This is a genomic window from Photobacterium sp. MCCC 1A19761 (assembly GCF_037389125.1).
Taxonomy (GTDB): Bacteria; Pseudomonadota; Gammaproteobacteria; order Enterobacterales; family Vibrionaceae; genus Photobacterium.
Genome location: NZ_JAZGTF010000010.1, coordinates 115,121 through 136,696 on the forward strand (window position 1 = coordinate 115,121; position 21,576 = coordinate 136,696).

Consider the following 21,576-nt stretch of genomic DNA (forward strand, 5'->3'; position numbering starts at 1 on the left):
GCATGATGCTCGCCGTTTTTAGCTTTTCCAAACCCGCCCAGAGACGGTACGGGTCAGGTTGGTTTGTTACTTCCCGGCAATGCTCAGCTTGGCAAAGCGGATCTTCGGCGCAAAAAAATCGCGCTCGTAATCGTTTTGCAGCGTGTCACCGACGGCGTCGACTGCTTTCAGCATCTGGTAGAAGTTTCCGGCAACCGTGATGCCACGGACCGGCTGAATGCGCTGGCCGTCGCGGCACAGGAAGCCGCTGGCACCAAAGGAGAAGTCGCCACTGACGGCATCTGCACCGGAATGTACGCCCTGCAATTCCACCAGCTCCAGATACTCGCCAGAAGTGATTTCTGCCTCAGAGCTGGCACCGGTCGCCACTACGGTATGACGTGAGGAAACGCCGAGGCCACCCTTGGCAGAGCGCGACGCATTGGCGGTGTTCTCAATGCCGAAGAAGCTGGCGGTATGGCTGTTGTGCAGCAGACTTTTCAGCTGGCCTTTACCGATGAGGATGGTATCCGTCGTCGCATATCCTTCGCTGTCGAATGCTTTAATCGCCGAGCCGCCCTGAAGATAAGCAATGTCCGAAATCGTCAGCAGCGGGCTGGCGACCTGGGTTTGCAGGGCATCCCGCCACGGGTTGATCCCTTTCATCGCCGAGTGGCCGGAGAGGCACATGCCGAATGCGCCGAACAGGCTGCTCAGGCAACTGAGATCAAAAATCACCGGGTAGTTGCCGGTGGCAATCGGCGCACCATCCAGCAGGGCTTTGGCCGTTTCGTAACCATGATTGATGCAGTAGGCCGGGTCCAGCTCGTCAAACAGACGACCGGAAGACATGCCGCCGTGCATTGCCTGCTTGCCGTCCTGCTCATACAGGGTGTAGGCGTAACAGTAGGTTGAACGCTCCTGATGCTGACACAGCGTGCCCCGGGTGTTGGCCAGAATGATTCGGCTGTCGGACTCGCCAAAGCCGTTATACGGCGCAGACGATGCATTCGGTTTGGCCACGACACCGCTTTCCAGCGACAGGGCGAGGGCGATTTTGTCATCTACGCTGGCCGTGTCTTGCTGGTAGATTTCCTCAGCGGTGGTGGTCAGTTGGCTGTCGTGGCAGCGAATTGCCTGGTGCTCGTCCGGTTTGGTAAAGCGGGCATTTTGCAGCGCCTGCTCGACCATCATATCCAGGCTGGCGGGCTCAAGTGATTCCGAATAGCTGGTGGCGATGCGTTGATCTTTAATCACCCGGACTCCAATCACCTGGCCCGAGGTCACTTTGTACTCATCCAGCTCACCGGCATTGGCTTTGAGGGAAAAGTTGTTGCTGCTGCTGGCAATCACGTCGGCGTCGGCACCGGCTGCGATCACGCGATCCAGTACCTGATCGATGGCGTGTTGAAGCGTTTGTTGATCAGCCATTAGTTACCTCCACCAACAAGAATGTTATCGACTTTCAGCGCGGGCTGGCCCACGGTGGTCGGCACCGAGCCGCTGACTGAGCCGCACATGCCTGCAGCCAACGCGAAATCCTGACCGACCATGCTGATTTCTTTCAGCACTTTCGGGCCGGTGCTGATCAGGGTGGCGGATTTCAGTGGTTTGGTGATCTTACCGTTTTCGACCAGATAGGCTTCCTGCACGGCAAAGTTAAACTCGCCGGTGCCCGGCTGGACCGAGCCGCCGCCCATTTTCTTGGCAAAGATACCGCGCTCGACACTGGAAATCATGGCATCGAGGGAACTGTCACCCGGTTCAATAAAGGTGTTGCGCATCCGCGAGGTCGGCGCATATTTGTAGGATTCACGACGGCCCGAGCCGGTGGGCGCAAAACCGGTTTTGCGTGCCCCCATCTGATCGACCATGAAGCTGGTCAGCTTACCGTCTTTAATCAGTTGGGTGCGTTGGGTTTCCATGCCTTCGTCATCGATGTTGATTGAGCCCCACTCGTGGTTCATGGTGCCGTCATCGACAGCGCTGACCACCGGGTTGGCAATCATCTCGCCCATCTTGTCATGGAACACCGAGGCTTTCTTGGCCACCGAAGTGGTCTCCAGTAAGTGGCCACAGGCTTCGTGGAAGATCACGCCGCCGAAGCCGTTGCCGATAATCACCGGCATTTCACCCGACGGGCAGTGCTCTGCGTACAGCTTTACCATCGCCTGTTTGGCAACTTGCTGGCCCAGTTCACGGGCATCCAGCCGGGTATTGAATTCCCAGCCGGTCAGCGCGCCCGGCGATTCAAAGCCGGTGGATTGCTCGTTGCCGTTTTGGGCAATCGCAGTGGCAGCAACGCGGGTATAGTGACGGGTATCACCGATATGCAGCCCGGTTGAGTTAAAGATTTCGATTTGCTGCTCACGTTGCAGAATACGGCCGATAAACTGGGAGATTTTCTCATCTTCGCTGCGCGCTGCCAAATCGGTGTCGCGCAGGAAAGCAATTTTGGCGTCGAGGTTGGTGCCTTGCGTGAGCGGTAGCTGACACTGGTGGCGATCCGTGTAGCGGCTGAGGTTTAATGCGCCGGCCTGGGCAATCTGATCGCGTTTATCTTTGGCGGCCAGCAGGCTGGTCACGCGTTTCAGCTCTTCTTCGTCGGTACTGTTGGTATAGCCGTACAGGACTTTATGGCCGAAGAACAGGCGGACACCGATACCAAAGTCGATACCGGAATTGACCTTGTCGATATCGCCGGAAATCAGCTCGACCGAGCTGGACTGATGATGCTCGATGAAGAGTTCGGCAAAATCGGCTCCGAGGAATAACGCATGATCAATGACTGCTTTCGCAGTAGCAGGGTTTAGCATACTTGCTCCTTGCTTGTAATGACGTCCGGGCTCAGACAGCCCCGGACAAATTTTCGATGACGCTGTAATGGATTGGATATTTATATGTCTTCAATACTCATTTTTAGCATGAAGTCGGACACAATGGGGCGTCAAGACTCAGGATTGTGCACTGGCGATCGAACACAGAATGTGCTCCAGTTCATCCCAGGGCAGGGGCTCTCTGTCGATCACTTCAATTCGTGACTCGAAGCCGTTCAGGGTCAGCTCATTGACCGAAACCACCTGATTGACCACGTTGAAGGCAAAACAGCCACGCTCGGTGTTGACCACCGCTTTCACACGTTGGGCATTGAGGTTTGAAAACAGGCTGAACAGCTGGGAAAAGTCAAAGATCTGATCAGCGGCAAAACACCAGCCGCAGCTGCGGTATCCCTGACCGTTGTTTTCCCGGCGGATAAAGGGTTGTCCCGGTGCCAGCTCCAGTCCCGGCAGGGGTTCGGCCGAGCCACTGGCGTGGTGGTGATGGCTATGGGCCGCTTCGCGTTCCGTTCGTTCAATCTCGAGCCAGCGGACATCCAGCGCGCCTTGCTCGACTTTCCCGGTCGCGGCTTTGGCCGGTTCACATTCGGCGAGATAAGTCTCAAATGCGGCTAAATCGGCATCGCTGCAGGCGTCCAGCTTGTTGGCCACCACGACATCGGCCAGCGCCAGTTGATCCTGGAAGTTCTGGTTTTGGGTATATTGTGGATCGGCAAAGTGACGCGGGTCGACCAGCGTAATCGTCGCTTTGAGATCGATGTAATCGCGATAGCTGTCGGAAGTCAGTTTGGCGATCACTTCTTTCGGATGGCCAAGCCCGGTTGGCTCCAGCAGCAGGCGGTCCGGCTTTTGCGCCAGCAGGGCGTTGATGCCAACCGACATCGGCAGCCCGGCGACACAACACATGCAGCCGCCCGGCACCTCTTTGACGATGGCACCTTGCTGATCAAGGATGGCGCCATCCACGCCAACATTGCCGAACTCGTTGATCAGGATCGCCCATTTTTCTCCCTCAGGCTTGCGGGCCAGCAGGGAAAGAATGGCCGTGGTTTTTCCGGCACCTAAAAAACCGGTGATAATATTGGTCGGAATACGCTTCATCGCGGGCTCTGCTTCTCCTGTTTGCAAGATCCGGCCATCATATCACTCCTTGGCGGTGATGAAGTGCTCCGGCACGGATTATTTCGGGTGGTCTTGCAGTTCCGGACGATTCTTAAACGCCTCTAATGCTTGCGGATTTGCCAGCGCGCCGACATTTTTGACCGGCTGGTGATGGACCACATTGCGTACCGCAAGCTCGACCAGTTTGCCGGACTTGGTACGGGGAATGTCATCCACTGCCAGGATCACTGCCGGCACATGGCGGGGAGAGCAGTGCTCCCGGATTTGTCGGCAAATGGTTTGCTTCAGGGCATCATCCAGTACATGTCCTTCGGCAAGCTGGACAAACAGCACCACCCGGACATCGTTGTGCCAGTTCTGGCCGATGACAATGGAGTCGATCACTTCTGGCAGCGGATTGACCTGACGGTAGATTTCTGCAGTGCCGATCCGCACTCCGCCCGGATTAAGCACGGCGTCGGAGCGGCCGAAGAAAATCAGCCCGCCGGTTTCGCTCAGCGTGACAAAATCGCCGTGGTGCCAGACATTGGGGAAAGCGTCCCAATAAGCATGCTGATAGCGGCTGCCGTCGGGGTCGTTCCAGAATCCGACCGGCTGATTGGGGAAGCTGTTACAGCACACCAGTTCGCCTTGTTGCTGAAACAGGGAGCGACCTTCTTCGTCAAACACCCGCACATCCATACCCAGCGCCCGGCCCTGACATTCTCCGCGATAAACAGGGTTGAGTGGATTACCGATGGCAAAACAGCCGCAGATGTCGGTGCCGCCGGAAATTGACGCCAGCTGCAGATCGGATTTGATCGATCGGTAAACATAGTCGAACTGCTCCGGTGCCAGCACCGAGCCGGTGGAGCATAAAGTCTTGAGTGTCGGCAGCGCGTGGCTTTTTGCCGGTTGATAGCCTTGTTTTTCCAGCGCTTCGAGATACTTGGCGGAGGTGCCGAACAGCGTGACCGATTCCTCTGCCGCCATATCCCACAACACGTTGCCGTCCGGATAGAAGGGCGAGCCCTCATACAATACCAGCCCGGCGCCGGATGCCAGACCGCTGACCATCCAGTTCCACATCATCCAGCCGCAGGTGGTGAAGTAGAACAGCCGATCGCCCGGCTTGATATTGCAGTGCAGCTGATGCTCTTTGAGATGATTCAGCAGGGTGCCGCCGGTGCTGTGGACGATACATTTCGGCTGGCCCGTGGTGCCGGATGAATAGAGGATGTACAGCGGGTGATTGAACGGCACCGGAGTAAATGTCAGAGGCTGAGGCGCAAAGCGTTCCAGGATCTGCGGCCAGTAAGCGGTTTCGCCGCCTTCAGGCGTTGGCTCTGACTGCTTGGGCCCGGTTGATTGAGCGGTCAATTCATCCACGGTTTGGGTGTAGGGGATGAGCACCAGATCGCGCACACTCGGCAGTTGCGACAGCATCGCCGTAACTTTGTCCAGACTGTTGTGAGTCTTGCCGTTGTAAAAATAACCGTCGGCGCAAATCAACAATTTAGGCTCGGTCTGGCCGAATCGCTCGACGACGCTGTCGACGCCGAAGTCGGGGGACGTTGAAGTCCAGATGGCACCCAGCGAGGTGGCTGCGAGCATGGCGACGATCGTCTGGGGCAGGTTCGGGGTATAGGCGGCGATAACATCGCCCTGTTTGATCCCCCGGGAGGACAGATAAGCTGCAAACTGCGAGGTTTGCCAGTACAACTGTTGCCAGCTCAGGTGCTGGCGACGGCCCGGGTCACCTTCGCAATGAAAAATCAGGGCATCGGCCGCTGCATGACGCTCCCAATTGCTGAGCAGGTTTTCGGCAAAGTTGAGGGTTGCCTGAGGGAACCATTGGGTATCTTTGGCCGGGGTCGGCGTTTGCGGCGGGCAAAGTGTGATCGGGCCTTGTTTGTTGCCCCTCACGCCACAGAAATCCCAGACTTCATCCCAGAAAGCGTCGCTGTGCTCGACACTCCAGTGATGGAGCTGGTTGTAGTCGTGAAACAGGGTATTTTCCTGTTCGCTGAGCCGGACCATAAACTGATATAACAAGCTGTCATGAATGCGATCTTTTTCCGGCATCCACATCAGCTTGGGCTGGTAGTCGCGCTGGATATCCATGGTCTCTACCCCACTGCTTGCTGTCATCACACACTCCTTGTGCTATTTGATCCTGTGTTGATTGATCCTGCCGGGAGGGGCCATGTCCGGATCGGTTGCTGACAGGCCCGGACACAGTCCCGTTGTTAAGCTTTCTGTCGCCGCAGAGACGCTAGGACGGCTGCGTATCCGGATGGGCGCGGCGAAACGCTTCCAGTTGCTGACAGTGTTGCTCTATCCGGGTCAACGTCGGGAAAGGGCTCAAATCGAGTTCGAACCGCCGGGCGTTATAGAGCTGCGGGATCAGGCAGATATCGGCCATGGTTGGCTGGTCGCCACAGCAAAATGGATGATCCTGAGATTTAAGCAGGGACTCCAGCGTCTGAAACCCGAGGGTGAGCCAGTGGTGATACCACACCGTTTTTTCCGTTTGCTCGACGCCGAGCTGGCGACTGAGGTAATTGAGCACCCGCAGGTTATTGAGTGGGTGGATATCGCAGGCGACGGTCAGGGCGAGCTCGCGGCATTTGGCTTTTTCCCAGGCACTGCCGGGCAAAATGGAAGGTTCCGGATATCGCTCTTCCAGGTATTCCAAGATGGCGACCGACTGACCGAGCATCCCGTGTTCGGTGCGCAACCCCGGCACCAAGGCGCTGGGGTTGAGCGAGGTATAACGGGCGGCCTGCTGCTCGTTGGCCAGCAAAGAGACCGGGTTCAGGTCGTAGTCCACTCCTTTGAGGTTGAGCGCAATGCGTACCCGGTATGAGGCAGATGAGCGAAAGTAGTCAAAAAGCTCCATGGCACCTCCGCTTACACCGGCTTGTGGTGGTTGAGATCTTCGTCGTGGTAGCGGTGCTCATAACGTACGACCTTTTGCTCAATCGCCCCGAAAATGGATTGCCCGGCCTCATCGAACATTTCGATTTTGACGGTATCACCGAATCGCATGAACGGGGTGGTGGCTGAGCCTTGGTCAATCACTTCCAGCATCCGGCGCTCAGCCAGGCAGCATGAGCCGCTGCTGCGATCCTTGTTCGAGACCGTCCCGGAGCCGATGATGGTCCCGGCACAGAGGTGGCGGCTTTTGGCGACATGCTGCACTAATTCGGCAAAGTTGAAGGTCATATCGGTCCCGGCATGGGGCTGGCCGAACAGTTCGTCGTTGTAATGTACTGTCAGGCGGTGATGGACCTTGAAATCATGCCAGTGCTCACCCAGCTCATCCGGGGTGACGGCGACAGGTGAGAAGGCCGAGGCCGGTTTGGACTGGAAGAAGCCGAAGCCCTTGCCCAGCTCAGCCGGGATCAGGTTACGCAAGGAAACATCGTTGACCAGCATCAGCAGCTTGATATGGCCGTGCACTTCCTCGGTGCGGGTGCCCATGTCGATATCGTCGGTAATCACGGCGATCTCGCCTTCAAAGTCGATGCCCCAGTTTTCATCCGCCATTTCGATATCCTGGCAAGGGGCAAGGAAACCGTCGGACATGCCCTGATACATCAGCGGATCGGTCCAGAAACTTTCCGGCATTTCCGCGCCTCGGGCTTTGCGGACCAGCTCAACGTGATTGACATAGGCACTGCCGTCAGCCCACTGATAGGCACGGGGCAGGGGAGAGGCGCACAACGCCGGGTTAAACGGGAACACATCCTGCGCCACGCCGTCATTGAGATTGCGGTACAGATGCTGGAGATCCGCTTCAACCTGATCCCAGTTATCGAGGGCAAACTGTAGCGTCGGGGCGATGTCATGGGCATGGGCGGCTTGGGTCAAATCTCGGGACACAACAATCAGTTGTCCGTCGCGGCCATGGTTTAGGGAAGCTAGTTTCACACGCAACTCCTTTATTGCAGAGGTAAATATCCGTATTTCGAGACGCCTGAGCGTGAATTATTTTTTGTTCAACCATGAATAAACATAGTCTTGATTTTCAACACCTTCAGGTAATTCCGCGAGATCCAGCGGCCAGCGGGTGTCGATCATCACGGCAACCTCGTCGGTTTCCTTCTTCGGGTTTTCCATGCTGGCCGCCAGCGCTTTCGGGTGTGGGCCGTGGGAAAAACCGCACGGGTGATGGGTGATCATCCCGGCTTCGATGTTGTCCCGGCTGAAGAAATTGCCCCGGTGGTAGAACAGCACTTCATCGTAGTCATCATTGTTGTGATAGAACGGCACTTTGAGTGCACCGGGATCACTTTCGATCGGCCGGGGCACGAAGGTGCAGATCACAAAACCTTCGGCGACAAACGTGGTGTGTGCTGACGGCGGCAGGTGATAGCGGTGGCTCATCAGCGGGCGAATGTCCCGCCAGTTCAGCTTGAATACCGTGAGGTTGCCTTTCCAGCCCTGAGCATCAAGCGGGTTGAACGGGTAGGTGATGGTATTGAGCTGGTTACGTGCTTTCAGGATCACTTGCCATCGCTGGTCGCTGTTTTGCTGTGCCAGAAATGCTTCGTCAATGCGGGCATGCTCGAGCACCGCCGGATCATAAACGGCGTGTTGGCCGACTAAGCCTCGTTCGGCCATCTGATAACCGCTGTTGGTGGCCTCAATCAGCAGCAGGGTCACTGGCTCGTCCACGTCGATGCGCCAGCTGGTGGCCCGGGGCAGGACAATATAGTCGCCGTCACGGAACGTCAGGTGGCCGTAATCACAATAGAGATGGCCGCTGCCCTGGTGGACAAACAGCACTTCATCCCCGTCGCCGTTGCGGACCAGGTGATCCATCGACGTCCGGCAATTCCAGACCCGGAACTTCACATTGCGGTTATGTAGCAGCAGCGAGGCATCCCAAGGCGTATGGCCGGGTTGCTCCAGCTTGTTGGTGTCGATGGCGCGCGGGCGGAGCGGTCCGTCCCAGCTTACCCAGCCGGTCGGCGGGTTGGCATGATACATATGGCTGGCGGGGCCGAAAAAGCCTTCCTTGCCGCATTCACGTTCAAAGGTCCCGTCCGGGAGATCACAGTGCGCCTGTCGGGAAGCCTTTCCCTCAATGATTGGAAACTGAAACCAGTGCCGCATCGCTTGATCCTTAAGGTTAATGGTTTGTTACTTGATGTACTAAATCTGGCTGAGCCAGACGGAACAAGCAACTCGAAACCGGTATTTTTTCAGCCGTTTTCTGTGCCGAAAGTTTTACATAACTGGCTCATTCTCAAGGTGATATTGAGGCCGATTTCCCCCTGAAGCGCCACAGGGGTCGCGCGGGGGTAAACTTTTTGGTGATGTAAAAATATTGTTACATCGCCTGTTTTTACGATTCTTATCATCGGGTTCCATTCGGATAGGTAAAACACCTAACCTTAATGAAGACGGAAGAAATTCATATAAATCCACAGGGACGTCGGGTTATAAAACACGACAAGAAGCAGGTTCGTTTATGGGTGTAGCCACAAAGTATGTATCCAAAAAGCCTGATGAAAACGGCTTTATTCACTGGGATCCCCAGGAAGATCAAATCTGGCATGATCTGGTCAGCCGACAGCTGAGTTGTATTCAAGGCCGGGCGTGTGATGAATATATCGCCGGGCTCAAGTTGCTTGATCTGCCGCGGGACCGCGTGCCGCAATTGGAAGAGATCAGCCGGGTATTACGCCAGTCGACCGGGTGGGAGTGTGCCCGGGTTCCGGCGCTGATTGATTTCGACCGGTTCTTCAAACTGTTGGCAAATAAGCAATTTCCGGTTGCGACTTTCTTACGCCGCCGGGAAGAGTTCGATTATTTGCAGGAGCCGGACTTTTTCCACGAAATTTTCGGCCACTGTGCCATGTTGACCAATCCGGCATTTGCCGAATTTACGAATACGTATGGTCGCCTGGGTTATGCCGCGACCAAGCAAGAGCGGGTGTACCTGGCGCGCTTGTACTGGTTCACCGTTGAGTTTGGGTTGTTGCGCCGGGGGGATGATCTGCGTATCTATGGCGGCGGGATCTTATCGTCGCCGGGCGAGACGGAATATGCGGTGTCGGGCGAGAAGCCGATATACCGGCCGTTTGATCCGGTAGATATTATGCGGACCCCGTACCGGATCGACATCATGCAACCGATTTATTTTGTGTTGGATGAGATAGAACAACTGTACGAACTGGCTCATCAGGACATTATGAGTATGGTTCATCAAGCCATTGAATTAGGCTTACATAAGCCGATGTTTCCACCGAAAGATAAGGAGGTTGTGGGAGACTATGTCTGATTTACATGAATTGAAATGCGAAGCTTGCCAAATTGACGCGCCGTTGGTGACTGCGGATGAGCGAGTTGAACTGGCTAAGAGTATTCCGGCGTGGGAAGTGCTTTCGCGTGAGGGGATCGACCAGTTGGAGCGGGCGTATACCTTTAAGAACTTCAAACAGGCCTGGGCTTTTGCTGACAAGGTAGCCGAGCTGGCAGAAGCGGAATTTCACCACCCGACGATCACGCTGGAGTGGGGCAAGGTGACGGTCTGCTGGTGGAGTCATTCCATCAAAGGGCTGCACAAAAATGATTATATCTGCGCCGCGAAAACGGATCGAGCGCATGCAGCGCTGACGGCTTGATGCGGGCGCGGGTGGATGGCTGAATTCCATGCGTTCTGTGTGGGATTGATAATGTTCACTATACTCTTATTAAGGACGACCTATTGATTGAAGCTGCGCAGGTGAGGTTATCCGAGCCGCGCGGCTTCACTTGATGGCGCTGTGATCCATCCTTCAGTCAATTTGCTCATATGAGCTTCGTAGTAACTAGACGTTCACTTTATCTTGCTTGAATTTACCTCCCGCCGGGAGGTTTTTTATTGCCGTTCTTAGGCTCCCTTCGCTCCGGGAATGTCTCATCTTTACCCAGGTGTTTTCCTCGCTTTTTCCCGACCTTACCTATACTTAGATCGTTTGGCGCGGGATGGGACGCGATGAAATGAAGGCAAGATATGAGTGATCAATCCTCCCCGGATGTCCTGGTCGGTTGTGAGGAGTGTGGCCTGGTGACCGTGCTGCCGCCGCTGGCCGGCGGGCAGAAGGCGCTGTGTCCGCGATGCGGGCATTTGCTGGCCAAGCATATCAGCTTGCCGTTTCAGCGGCCGCTGGCCTATGGCATTGCCAGTTTGATCATGTTGATTCTCAGTGTCAGTTTTCCGTTTATGTCATTCAGTGTGCAGGGGATCAGCCAGGAAATTACCCTGTTGCATGCCGCAGAAATGCTGAGTCAGTTCCGCAACAGCCTGTTGGCCGCCCTGTTGTTGCTGACGGTGGTGATCCTGCCGGCCTGGTATCTTTCTACCGTGTTGTATCTTTACTGGCTGGCCGGGCGGCGCTATCAGGGCATTGATGTCCAGCCGGTGACGGCGTTTCAGAAGCGGCTGTGCCGGATGATGTCGGTCGCTGAGCCCTGGTTGATGGTGGATGTGTTCCTGATTGGCGTCCTGGTCAGTTTGATAAAGATTTCGTCACTGGCGGATGTCGGGCTCGGGATGTCGTTCTGGGCGTTCTGTATTTACACCCTGCTGGTGGTGAAATGCGTGTCGATGGTGGATCGCACCTGGCTGTGGTTACAACTGGAGCCCATGGTGCCGGTTGCTGGTATCTCCCCCGGTGATTGCCATCATTCAATTAATCATGTCAGTTGCCACTGTTGTGCACAGCTCAATCCGTTGCCGGAGCCGGGGAGCCATCCCCGCTGTGTGCGTTGCCATGGCCGTCTGCATCCGTTTAATCCGAAGCAAAGCCTGCAGCGCTCCTGGGCTTTGTTGATCGCTGCCGTGATATTTTTTGTTCCGGCGAACCTCTATTCCATGATGATCACCGTCAGCCTCGGCAAAGAAGAAGGCTCGACCATCATGGGCGGGGTGATTTTGCTGTGGCAGCTGGGTTCCTACCCAATCGCCGGGGTGATTTTTCTGGCCAGCATTGTGATCCCGCTAGCGAAAATGCTGGCGCTGGGTTGGCTGTATGTGAACGCGCAACAGGTCGGCAGTCAGCGCCAGGCAATTTTGCAGCTCAAACTTTACCGGATCACGGAGCTGATTGGCCGCTGGTCGATGATTGATATTTTCGTGGTCGCGATTTTGGTTGCGCTGGTGCAGTTGCAAAACCTGATGGCGATTTTTCCCGGGCCGGCTGCCCTGTCGTTTGCGTGTGTGGTGATTTTGACCATGTTGTCAGCGATCACCTTTGATCCGCGGTTGTTCTGGGTTGAGAATCGGCCTGCGGAGCGAGCGGCAAACGCGACAACGACATTAACCCAACAAGAAGAGAAGCTGCATGAGTGAGGAAACAGCGCCGGATCAGGCGCAGGTCAAGGCGCTCAGACAAGTGTCGACGATATGGCTGGTTCCCGTGATCGCGTTGGCGATCGGGATCTGGATGCTGGTGCAGTACATGGTCAGCAAAGGTCCGGAAGTGAGCCTGATGCTCAATACAGCCGAGGGGATCGAAGCCGGGAAAACCGAAATTCGGGCGCTGAATGTTCGGGTCGGGGTGGTCACGGACGTACGGCTCAACAAGGACTATTCGGCGATTGTGGCTACGGCCCAGTTGGAAAAAGATGCGGAGCGGATGCTCAAAGATGACACCTTGTTCTGGGTCGTGAAGCCGCGGATAGGCAAGGAAGGGATTTCCGGCTTGGATACTCTGCTCTCCGGCGCTTATATACAGCTTCAGCCTGGGAGAAGTGAAGAAAAGAAAACATCGTTCACCGTCCTGGAAGTACCACCGGTCGCACCGCCGGATACCAAAGGGTTACGCCTGATGCTCTATCACAATGAGGCCGGAAAACTGGGCGTCGGCGATCCTGTATTGTATGAGGGTTTTACCGTTGGGCGGGTGGAAAAAGTCACCTTTGATGCCCAGCAGAAGCGGGCCAATTATCAGCTGTTTATCTTTGAGCCCTACAACAGTCTGATCCGCAAACGGACCCGCTTTTGGCTGACTTCAGGCGTCGATCTGCAAATGTCCGCCGAAGGGTTTAACCTGAAAATCGGCTCGATTGAATCGCTGATCACCGGTGGGGTGAGCTTCAGGGTGCCGCGGGGCAACGATCCGGGCAAGCTGATCACTGAGGATATGACCCGCTTCAGGCTGTACGACAACCTCAAAGAAGCCCGGGAGCGCTTTTTTGATGAGTATCTGGAATATGTGATGCTGTTTGATGAGTCGGTCCGCGGGTTGTCTGCCGGGGCGCCGGTGGAATACCGCGGGATACAGATCGGCACCGTCAGGCAGGTGCCGCTGGAGATGCCCAAAGCCCTGGAAGGATTCAGCAATAAGCAAATTCCGGTGTTGGTCCGGATAGAGCTGGGACGGGTGTACCCGACGTTGGAGCCGGGCCAGTTGGCCCGGATCAAAGCGCAGCTGGAGCAGGAGTTTCAAGCCGGGCTCAGGGCATCGTTGAAAACAGGGAACCTGCTGACCGGGGCCTTGCTGGTGGATATGGAAATTCATCCGGACGAAGTGATGCCGAATATCCAGCGCTACGGCGAGTACGATATCTTCCCGACCAAAGCGGGCGGTTTCGCTGAAATTCAAAAACAAATCAGTGCGGTATTGAATAAGGTCAACGAGATGCCGGTTGAAGATACCTTGCTGACCCTGAACCGGAGCCTCCGGGCATCGCAGCGAACCTTACAGGCCACGGAAAAAATGGCAAATGAACTTGCTGTTTTACTGGCCAGAAAAGAAACCCAGGCCATTCCGGGGGAGATCCGCGAGAGCTTGCAGCAAATTCAAAGCACGCTGAACGGTTTCGGGCCGGACGGTGCGCCGTATCGTAATCTGGAGCAGGCAATTCATCGCTTTGAGCGGGTCATGGCGGAACTGCAGCCGGTGTTGCGCCAGATGAATGAAAAGCCGAACTCGCTGATTTTCTCCGGAGAGAAGGCCAAAGATCCGATCCCGGTGGGACGGAAACAGTTTGAGGGACAACAATGATGCAGCAACGGATTTGGGGATGGGGGATAGGCGTGTTGTTGCTCATGGCAGGGTGCAGCAGTGAGCCGACTGCTGTGAGCAGCACTTATGTGCTGCCGATGACCGGATCACCTGCGGCGTTTCAGCAGCCTATCGAACGGCCGATTCTGGTGGTTCGCCCGGTTGAAATGGCCGCGCATCTGTCGGGTAACGGGCTGGTCTATCAGTTAAGTGACACCGAAGTCGTGCAGGCCCAGCAAAACCTTTGGGCAGAGAGTATTCAGCAGCAACTGACGCGACGGATCAACCTCGACTTGCGTCGGAAGCAAAATCGGTACTGGCCCACGGAATTGACGCCGGCGCTGGAGACCATGAACGCGCCGAGGGTTCAGGTTCGGTTTACCCTGTTTAACGGTCACTACACCGGAGTGGCACAGGTGGCTGGGGAATGGCTGTTGTTGGATGCGCACGGCGGCTTGCAGGGCGGTTATCCGTTTCAGTACCAGATACCGCTTGAGCAGGCGGGGTATGTCGCGCAAGTGAATGCCCTGGCGGCAGGGGTCGATCGGCTCACCAGCGATATCGCCAGTCGGTTGGGATTGGGGGTAACGGCGACTGCACCGGAATGAATCATGACAGGCAGGTGGGCATGGCCACCGCCCGTCATGGGATCAGCTTACGAGAATATCGTCAGCGTGTGCAACGGCGAGTCAATTATAATTTCACCAGCATTTTGCCTTTGTTCTTGCCTTCGAACAGGCCGATAAAGGCTTCCGGAGCCTGCGCCAGCCCCTCATAAATGGTTTCATCCCATTTAATCTTATCTTCCGCGATCCACTGGCCCATCTGCGCAGCAAAGTCGCCGTAATGTTGCCAGTGATCCATGACAATGAAGCCCTGCATTTTCAGTTTCTTCACGATCAGCAGGCCGATGTTGCTCGGACCTGGCTGTGCCTCGGTTGCATTGTAGTCGGCAATCATGCCGCATACGGCGATACGGCCAAACTCGTTCATATTGTTCAGAGCTGCGACCAGGTGTTCACCACCGACGTTTTCAAAGTATACATCAATCCCTTGCGGTGCAGCTTCAGCCAGCGCTTTCGTCAGGTCGCCTGCGGTTTTATAGTTGATGACGGCATCAACGCCAAGGGCCTTCAGGCTTTCAGCTTTTTCATCTGAACCGGCAGAGCCGATCACTGTACAGCCCTGAAGTTTCGCCATCTGGCAGACGACGCTACCCACGGCGCCGGAAGCCGCAGAAACAAAGACGGTTTCGCCCGGCTTCAGTTCGGCGATGCGGAACAGACCCGTCCAGGCTGTCATGCCCGGCATGCCCATAATGCCGAGGAAGCTTTGCAGCGGCAGGGATGTGGACGGGATTGGCGTCAGGTCGCTGCCATCACTGATGACATGGCTGCGCCAGCCGTGGATATGGCTCACTTTGGTACCAACCGGCAGCGCCGGGTTCTTGGATTCAATCACTTCACCGATCGCACCACCTTCCATGACCTCGTCCAGTTTGAACGGCGTAATGTAACTGGCTTGATCAATCATGCGACCACGCATGTAAGGATCAACGGACATCCACAGGTTTTTGATCAGCACTTCACCATCTTGAATCGGCGCTAATTCACGCTCAACCAGGGAAAAGTTATCTGCTGTTGGGGTGCCTTGCGGGCGGGATACCAGATGAATCTCTTGTACTTTCATATGACGCCTTCTTAACGTGTCGTGATATTGTTGCTCCGCAAAAGTTTTGCGCGCAAAGTAATTGTGGGAGTACACTAACGCGAGAACTCATCGTTGGCAAGCCCTTTGCGTAAAAATATTTTGCGCGCAAATTATTTGGTCGGGCGCAGTTTTGTCGTATCATAAGCGGGATAGCGCAAGGAGTTTCCATGTCACAACAATTATCAGATAACGTCTGTTTCGCTCTGTATACCGCGACCAACGCTTTGGTGAGAGCATACCGTCCGGTCTTGGATGAGTTTAATTTGACTTATCCACAATACCTGGTGATGCAGTCACTCTGGTACAACAACGGGGTCAGCTTAACGCAGTTGTCACAGGATACCCGCTTGGATCCCGGCACATTGACGCCAATTGTCAAACGTCTGGAAGGGAAAGCCTTGCTGACCCGAAATGTGTCGCCCGACGATGAGCGCAAAAAAGTCATTAACCTGACCGAAACCGGTTATGCGCTACGGGATAAAGCGAAGAACCTGACCCGCCAGTTAGAGCAGCAGTCGAAGATGGATCCGGACAAGGTTGAAGAACTCCGTTTGCATTGTCTGGAGTTGGCGAAAAACCTCCAACTGGGCTCATAGCGGCTCTCTGTTTCAGGACGCAAAGGCACAATCAGAACGCGAAAGGCACATTGCGGTGCCTTTCGCGTTTTCAGATGCGCCCCAAGTACAGTCTGAGGACACATGTCAGTCCAGAAACAAAGGTTCAGTCCAAGAACCGAGGTACGGCCCAAGGACTAAGGTATAGCCCTAGGACCAAGGTATAGCCATGGCCGGGTATACAGTTGCATCAGAACGAGTGAGTCGTTTGAGAACAGGTCGCAAAATGGCGGGGTCCGCCGTTACTTCGTTTGTAAGCGATAATAGCCGTTAATCCAGCACTCAGGCAGTCCTTCACCGGAAGGAAATGCGAGCTCTTGCTTGTCGATGGTGACCGGATCGGCAAGATCTTCCCCTGACTGAAACTGCACGGTGACATGCCGTGAGAATGGGTTGATCAGTGATGCCATATCGACCACATCGACGAGATCCCCAGTCCGAGCCTCTTTCAAAAACATAGCAAGCCCCTCCACAGTGGCAGATTGATATTGCGTTAACGGTTTAAGTATGGCCGATTTTACCGTCTTTGGTTGCGGGCCGGTTGTATGACGCAAATCAGGTGCTTAGCTCTCATAATCAGCGGTAAATTAATATCATTTATTTTATTCCTCCTAAGATTAAAGGGACGCTATGCATCGATTGGAATAAAAGGCCAGGGTTCTTTCAAGGAGAAGAGATGAGCCTGATGAACAACTTATCGATTAAAACCAAATTACTGCTGCTGGTGGCCTGCCCATTGCTGTTTAGCTCCTGGCTGGGCCTGACCGCACTGTCAGAGCTGTATCACACCGAGACATCGCTGAATATGTACAGCGCGAAAGTGCAGTTTGCCGGCGATTTATCCCGCCTGACATCTGAGACTCATCAGATGAAGCTCAAGTGGCTTCACAAGCAGGATACCGAAAGGGATTTGGCGCGGCTCACGGTGCTACTGCAGGAACTGAATTCGCAGGTCGACCTGGCGTTTGATCCGATCCAACGCAAAGAGATGGCGCGTGTGCTTGATGAGATACAAGCCTTGCTGGATGATTTTGCCGGGGTGGGGGACAAAGATTTCAGCGGTTGGATGAGCTGGATGGCGCTGCTTCATGAGCAATCATTTCAATTGCTTGAAAGTGAGGGGAGCTACACAGCAATCACGGAGGTCGAGCGTCATCTGGCGGCGTTGTATCAGTTGATCTGGTTCCAGTTCTGGGCCGGATTGGACAACTGGTATGCCACCAGTCTGTCCCTGCATCCGGAGTCGGCGGACCAACGCTCTCAGAAATTGTGGGCAGCACGGGAGAAACAGGCTTTTTATATTGAGCGCTTTTTGACCTTATACGCAACTCAGGATCAGATTGAATTTCTTCAGAACAATTTTGATCATCCTGCGTTTATCCAGTACGAACAGGCGCGGCCTCAGGCTCATCCGGGGGATTACTTGTTGGGTAGTATTGAAAATACTGAAGAACGGTTCCAGCAGGTACAGGACGTGACCGGGCAGATCAAGCAACAACTGGTGGTCGACATTCAGGCGTTAGTGCGGGAAATTCGCTGGAAAATGGTGTTGATCGCCAGCCTGATTGTGACTGGATTTATTGGCATGTGCTATCTGGGATGGAATATCACGACGCGATTTCTGTCTGCCGTAAATCGAATTCTGACGACGCTGAGAAGCGTCGAAAGTGAGCCGATGACCCCCCGCAAGGACCTGCGCATATCGGTGGACGGTGATGATGAGTTTACGACCTTTTTCCGTCAGCTCAATGAGTTGATTGATGAGCGGAGGAACAATCAGAAAAAGTTACTTCTCGCCAAAGAGTTGGCAGAGAAAGCGAATATGGCGAAAAGCTCCTTCCTGGCAAATATGTCCCACGAAATACGCACCCCTTTAAACGGCATTATCGGGATGTCCGAATTACTGGAAGATACGACGCTGAATGCGGTGCAGCAGGAATATCTCCACACGATTTCCACCTCTTCACAGACCTTGCTGCTGCTGATCAACGATATCCTTGATTTGTCCAAAATTGAGTCCGGCAAGCTGGTGCTGGTACCGACGGCGACCGACGTGTGCGAAGTAGTGTACGAAACGGCTGGTATTATTCTCCCCAAGGTCAACCAAAGCGGGCTTCACTTCTCGATACAACTGGATCCTGCAATCCCGCGGGCGGTATTGATCGATGAGCATCGGTTACGGCAAGTGCTGATGAATTTGATATCCAACGCCGTCAAGTTTACAACTGAAGGTCATGTGGCGGTTCAGGTTCGCTGTGAGGTGGTTTCTGCGCATCAAGTGAGGTTAAAGTTCGTGGTTGAAGACACCGGGATCGGCATTGATCCGGATAAGCAGACGCAGATCTTTGCCCCCTTTATTCAGGAAGACGGCACGATCACCCGCCGTTATGGCGGAACCGGGTTAGGGCTGGCGATTTGTCGCCAGTTGGTCACGCTGATGGGCGGTGAAATGACACTGGATTCGGAAAAAGGGATTGGCAGCCGGTTTGGTTTTCATTTGACCCTTGAGACGGCGGCCGATCACTTGCCGGTGATCCCGCAAACTGACCCACTGCATTGCCTGGTGCTGGGAGATTGCCGCGACACCGCAGGGCTGTTGCGTGCCGAAATGGCACGATGGAACATGAGCGCAGCCTATGAACCGGCGCTGGAGGCGGGGGCTGAATTATCAGGCTATCAATGTTTTGTGCTTTTTTCGTCGGATGCCCGAACCGTGCGGGAGACGATTGTCCGGCTCAGGGAAATAGCCCCCTCCAAAGCGCTGGTGGTTTGTTGTCAGCACGATGAAGACTATCAGGACATCGGATTGATGTGCGATGGCTTAGTCGTATTGCCGTTGCTCGGGCAGCGGTTTGTGAGGACGGTGCGCTCAGCCGTGCATCACGCCGGGAATCAGCGCTCTTTCGCGACCGCCGCGGTATTGCCGACTCGCATCGAAACGGGGAACGATTTGGTGTTGGTTGCGGAAGATAGTCCGGTGAATCAGCGGGTGGCGGCGCTGTTTCTTGAAAAGGCCGGGTTTGATTTTGAACTGGTGGATAATGGCCGGGCTGCCGTGGAGGCTGTAAAACAAGGAAAGCCGTATCATGCTGTCCTGATGGATTGCATGATGCCGGTGATGGATGGGTTGGCGGCGACGAAAGCCATTCGGGCATGGGAGCTGGAAGTCGGCGCGGCGCGAAAATTGCCGATTATTGCGGTGACGGCCAGTGTCCTGGATGAAGATATTCAGGATTGTTTTCAGGCGGGGATGGATGATTATGTCGCCAAACCGTACCGCAAAGAGGTCTTGATCGAGAAACTGAAGGCGCTGGTCTAGGTCAGATTGTTGATGGACGATAGCATTTGTACATCAATTTTGACGTTGCTTTGTGCGAGATCTCTTACAAATGTGTGGGAAATGTAAAATAACTGAATAGATAATCGCGAGATAGTTGTTGTCAATTTCTATGTTTTTCAGTGATTTAAGCTTTTTACTGGTTATTTTATAAAATAATTCTAAAAAATTGTGATCTCCGCACATTGTATCAAATGAAAATTAACGTAATCTTAACGCCGTCGGAAGGAACTGACGGAACGGAACAGGAATAACGCCAAGGATTATGGCAACCTCAGGATGAGGACGGTAAATCAGGATGATTTATCGACAGGGACTGTGAAGGGAACCTCGGATGGAACCGAGAAGGCAAATAGGAAATTTGCTAGTCAGGAAGACAAAAGGACCGATTCAGGATGGAGTCAGGGACACCTCCAGGAAGGAGACGAGAGTCGAAACAGGACGTGTCGACGGGTCAGGGTAAGACCAACAGGACATCTCTGGGATAGAGAAAAAGGGAACCGCTGAAGGAATCAGCTAAATCAAGGAATGATGCAGGGAGCACTAACGTAGCTGGATTGCTGCATGTAAGACCTAAGGGCGCGACATGATGTCGCGCCCGCTCTTTTTTCGGCAGCGCTAACTTGTTTTCCGGCGTCGCTAACTTGCCAAGACCGTATCCCTGCGCTTCGCACTGGTCAGCAGCATATAGATGCTGGTTGCCAGCAGCACAATAAAGAAGTAGTCCATCAGCCCATTAGACGGGTTGGCGAGGGGCTGCTCCAGAAAACTTCCTGCACCAATCGGCCCCAGGGCAGAACCAATGCTGTAGCTGAACAGCATCACCTGGGTGGCTGCCACAATGTAGGCCGAGTCTATTTTCTCACAAGCCAGCGTGATCGCGATTGGATACAAGGCAAACGCAGACATGCCTAACAGCGCCAGCGCGACAATTAACCAGGTGTAATCGTTGGTTAGGTAGGTGAGACCGACCGCAAACACCCCGAGCAACGACATCAGCGCCAGCAAGAGGGTTTTACTCATTATTACTGAGAGCTTACCGACAATCGGTTGAATGGCCATGCCGCCCAAAACAATGGCCGCCATCAACACGCTGATTTGTCCGGCATCCAACTCGCTTTGTCGTAAAGACAGCGGCATGAGGCCATAGATAGTCCCCATCACAATGCCGGAAACCGTGCAGCCGATGATGGCCGGTTTATTTAACCGGGTGATATCTTTCAGCGACAAGCTCAAGTGTGCCTGCTGTTTCGGCGGTGACTGACGCAGGAATATTGCCGGCAGGGTAGCGGCCAGCAGCAGTCCCAGGACGGCAATGAACGGACCAAAGCCCTGAACGCCAATGACACCGACCCCCAGCTGGCCAAGAGTTGTCCCGCCATAGAGTGACGTCATGTAGATCCCCAGTCGTTTCGCGCGTTGTTTCGGACAGTCGCTGATCAGCAGCCAGGATTCGACCACCACAAAAATGCCGGCCACAGCCATCCCCGCAATCAGACGCGCCAGTAGCCAGGCCTCCCGGTTGGCAAACAACGGCAAGACAATCACGGTTGAGGCCAGTAACAACAGAAAGCCGATAAAGGCTACACGGTGACCTATTTTGCTGATGATTGGCTCGATCATCATTGAACCAATCAATAACCCAAGATAATACGAACTGGCAAGCCAGCCTGCGTATTGACTGTCAATGTTAAAGCTGGCCAATGACAGCGGAACTAAGCTCATTAAATAACCGGCGGCAATCGCAAATACGGTCAACCCGGCCACAGGGACAAAAATCCCGGAGTCGGTCGGGAAAGTAGTGTTCTGGCTCACTACTCTAGTCTCCAAAATAAATCGTTGATTAATAAATCTATCTTATGGTTTCGGAAAACCGGAGCTTAGGGCTGCTGCCGGGTGGACAAGCGCCTTGAAAGAAATATTGAGTAAGATAGACAGGGTAAAGCCGTTCTCCCGGTTGAAGGAATCAGCCGGTATCAGATTGGGTTCAGGTG

17 protein-coding genes are annotated in these 21,576 nt (G+C 54.5%); 7 read left to right on the top strand and 10 right to left on the bottom strand.

Translation table 11 applies throughout. From position 1 onward, the window contains the following. Nucleotides 1-66: 66 nt before the first annotated feature. The 7 genes from VV869_RS12220 to VV869_RS12250 form a co-directional block, all read right to left on the bottom strand. A complete protein-coding gene (locus VV869_RS12220; protein ID WP_337735186.1) occupies nucleotides 67-1,410 on the bottom strand; it encodes a TldD/PmbA family protein in 1,344 nt (447 codons plus the stop codon). Beyond that, complete coding sequence (locus VV869_RS12225; protein ID WP_337735187.1) at nucleotides 1,410-2,795, bottom strand: TldD/PmbA family protein; 1,386 nt, start codon at nucleotides 2,793-2,795, stop codon at nucleotides 1,410-1,412. The genes VV869_RS12220 and VV869_RS12225 overlap by 1 nt, the downstream gene beginning before the upstream one ends. A gap of 138 nt (nucleotides 2,796-2,933) precedes the next feature. Beyond that, nucleotides 2,934-3,917 (bottom strand): CobW family GTP-binding protein, encoded by a 984-nt coding sequence (locus VV869_RS12230; protein WP_337735188.1) that lies wholly within the window; start codon nucleotides 3,915-3,917, stop codon nucleotides 2,934-2,936. A gap of 78 nt (nucleotides 3,918-3,995) precedes the next feature. Continuing rightward, the gene (locus tag VV869_RS12235; RefSeq protein WP_337735189.1) at nucleotides 3,996-6,068 is read right to left on the bottom strand and encodes an acetoacetate--CoA ligase; all 2,073 of its coding nucleotides are present in this window, start codon (nucleotides 6,066-6,068) and stop codon (nucleotides 3,996-3,998) included. 124 nt (nucleotides 6,069-6,192) lie between these two features. Next, nucleotides 6,193-6,819 (bottom strand): maleylacetoacetate isomerase, encoded by a 627-nt coding sequence (maiA, locus tag VV869_RS12240; RefSeq protein WP_337735190.1) that lies wholly within the window; start codon nucleotides 6,817-6,819, stop codon nucleotides 6,193-6,195. Nucleotides 6,820-6,830: 11 nt separating this feature from the next. Beyond that, entirely contained in the window at nucleotides 6,831-7,853 is a 1,023-nt protein-coding gene (locus VV869_RS12245) for a fumarylacetoacetate hydrolase family protein (protein WP_337735191.1), read from the bottom strand. Nucleotides 7,854-7,910: 57 nt separating this feature from the next. Beyond that, nucleotides 7,911-9,041 (bottom strand): homogentisate 1,2-dioxygenase, encoded by a 1,131-nt coding sequence (locus tag VV869_RS12250; protein WP_337735192.1) that lies wholly within the window; start codon nucleotides 9,039-9,041, stop codon nucleotides 7,911-7,913. A 214-nt stretch (nucleotides 9,042-9,255) separates the two neighbouring features. Between VV869_RS12250 and phhA the strand changes: the two genes are divergently transcribed. The 5 genes from phhA to VV869_RS12275 all read left to right on the top strand — a co-directional run bounded on the left by phhA (nucleotide 9,256) and on the right by VV869_RS12275 (nucleotide 14,529). Continuing rightward, nucleotides 9,256-10,212 (top strand): phenylalanine 4-monooxygenase, encoded by a 957-nt coding sequence (phhA, locus tag VV869_RS12255; RefSeq protein WP_337735193.1) that lies wholly within the window; start codon nucleotides 9,256-9,258, stop codon nucleotides 10,210-10,212. Beyond that, on the top strand, nucleotides 10,205-10,555 hold the full coding sequence (locus VV869_RS12260) for a 4a-hydroxytetrahydrobiopterin dehydratase (RefSeq protein WP_337735194.1): 351 nt from the start codon (nucleotides 10,205-10,207) through the stop codon (nucleotides 10,553-10,555). Before phhA ends, VV869_RS12260 begins: the two co-directional genes overlap by 8 nt. A gap of 371 nt (nucleotides 10,556-10,926) precedes the next feature. After that, a complete protein-coding gene (locus VV869_RS12265) occupies nucleotides 10,927-12,264 on the top strand; it encodes a paraquat-inducible protein A (RefSeq protein WP_337735195.1) in 1,338 nt (445 codons plus the stop codon). Beyond that, nucleotides 12,257-13,921, top strand: a complete 1,665-nt coding sequence (gene pqiB, locus VV869_RS12270; protein ID WP_337735196.1) for an intermembrane transport protein PqiB — start codon at nucleotides 12,257-12,259, stop codon at nucleotides 13,919-13,921. The genes VV869_RS12265 and pqiB overlap by 8 nt, the downstream gene beginning before the upstream one ends. Further along, complete coding sequence (locus VV869_RS12275) at nucleotides 13,918-14,529, top strand: PqiC family protein (RefSeq protein ID WP_337735197.1); 612 nt, start codon at nucleotides 13,918-13,920, stop codon at nucleotides 14,527-14,529. Before pqiB ends, VV869_RS12275 begins: the two co-directional genes overlap by 4 nt. An 85-nt stretch (nucleotides 14,530-14,614) precedes the next feature. Here VV869_RS12275 and VV869_RS12280 read toward each other — a convergent pair whose 3' ends face one another. Further along, nucleotides 14,615-15,610 (bottom strand): NADP-dependent oxidoreductase, encoded by a 996-nt coding sequence (locus tag VV869_RS12280; RefSeq protein ID WP_337735198.1) that lies wholly within the window; start codon nucleotides 15,608-15,610, stop codon nucleotides 14,615-14,617. 188 nt (nucleotides 15,611-15,798) lie between these two features. Between VV869_RS12280 and VV869_RS12285 the strand changes: the two genes are divergently transcribed. Beyond that, nucleotides 15,799-16,227, top strand: a complete 429-nt coding sequence (locus VV869_RS12285; RefSeq protein ID WP_337735199.1) for a MarR family winged helix-turn-helix transcriptional regulator — start codon at nucleotides 15,799-15,801, stop codon at nucleotides 16,225-16,227. A 260-nt stretch (nucleotides 16,228-16,487) separates the two neighbouring features. On the opposite strand, the gene VV869_RS12290 is transcribed toward VV869_RS12285, so the two are convergent. After that, nucleotides 16,488-16,703 carry an acetyltransferase gene (locus VV869_RS12290; RefSeq protein ID WP_261603772.1) on the bottom strand — a complete coding sequence of 72 codons (216 nt, stop codon included), beginning with the start codon at nucleotides 16,701-16,703 and terminating at the stop codon, nucleotides 16,488-16,490. Between the two features lie 218 nt (nucleotides 16,704-16,921). On the opposite strand from VV869_RS12290, the gene VV869_RS12295 reads away from it, so the two are divergent. Then, nucleotides 16,922-19,564 carry a hybrid sensor histidine kinase/response regulator gene (locus tag VV869_RS12295; RefSeq protein WP_337735200.1) on the top strand — a complete coding sequence of 881 codons (2,643 nt, stop codon included), beginning with the start codon at nucleotides 16,922-16,924 and terminating at the stop codon, nucleotides 19,562-19,564. A gap of 657 nt (nucleotides 19,565-20,221) precedes the next feature. On the opposite strand, the gene VV869_RS12300 is transcribed toward VV869_RS12295, so the two are convergent. Then, nucleotides 20,222-21,397 (bottom strand): MFS transporter, encoded by a 1,176-nt coding sequence (locus tag VV869_RS12300; RefSeq protein ID WP_337735201.1) that lies wholly within the window; start codon nucleotides 21,395-21,397, stop codon nucleotides 20,222-20,224. Nucleotides 21,398-21,576: the final 179 nt, after the last annotated feature.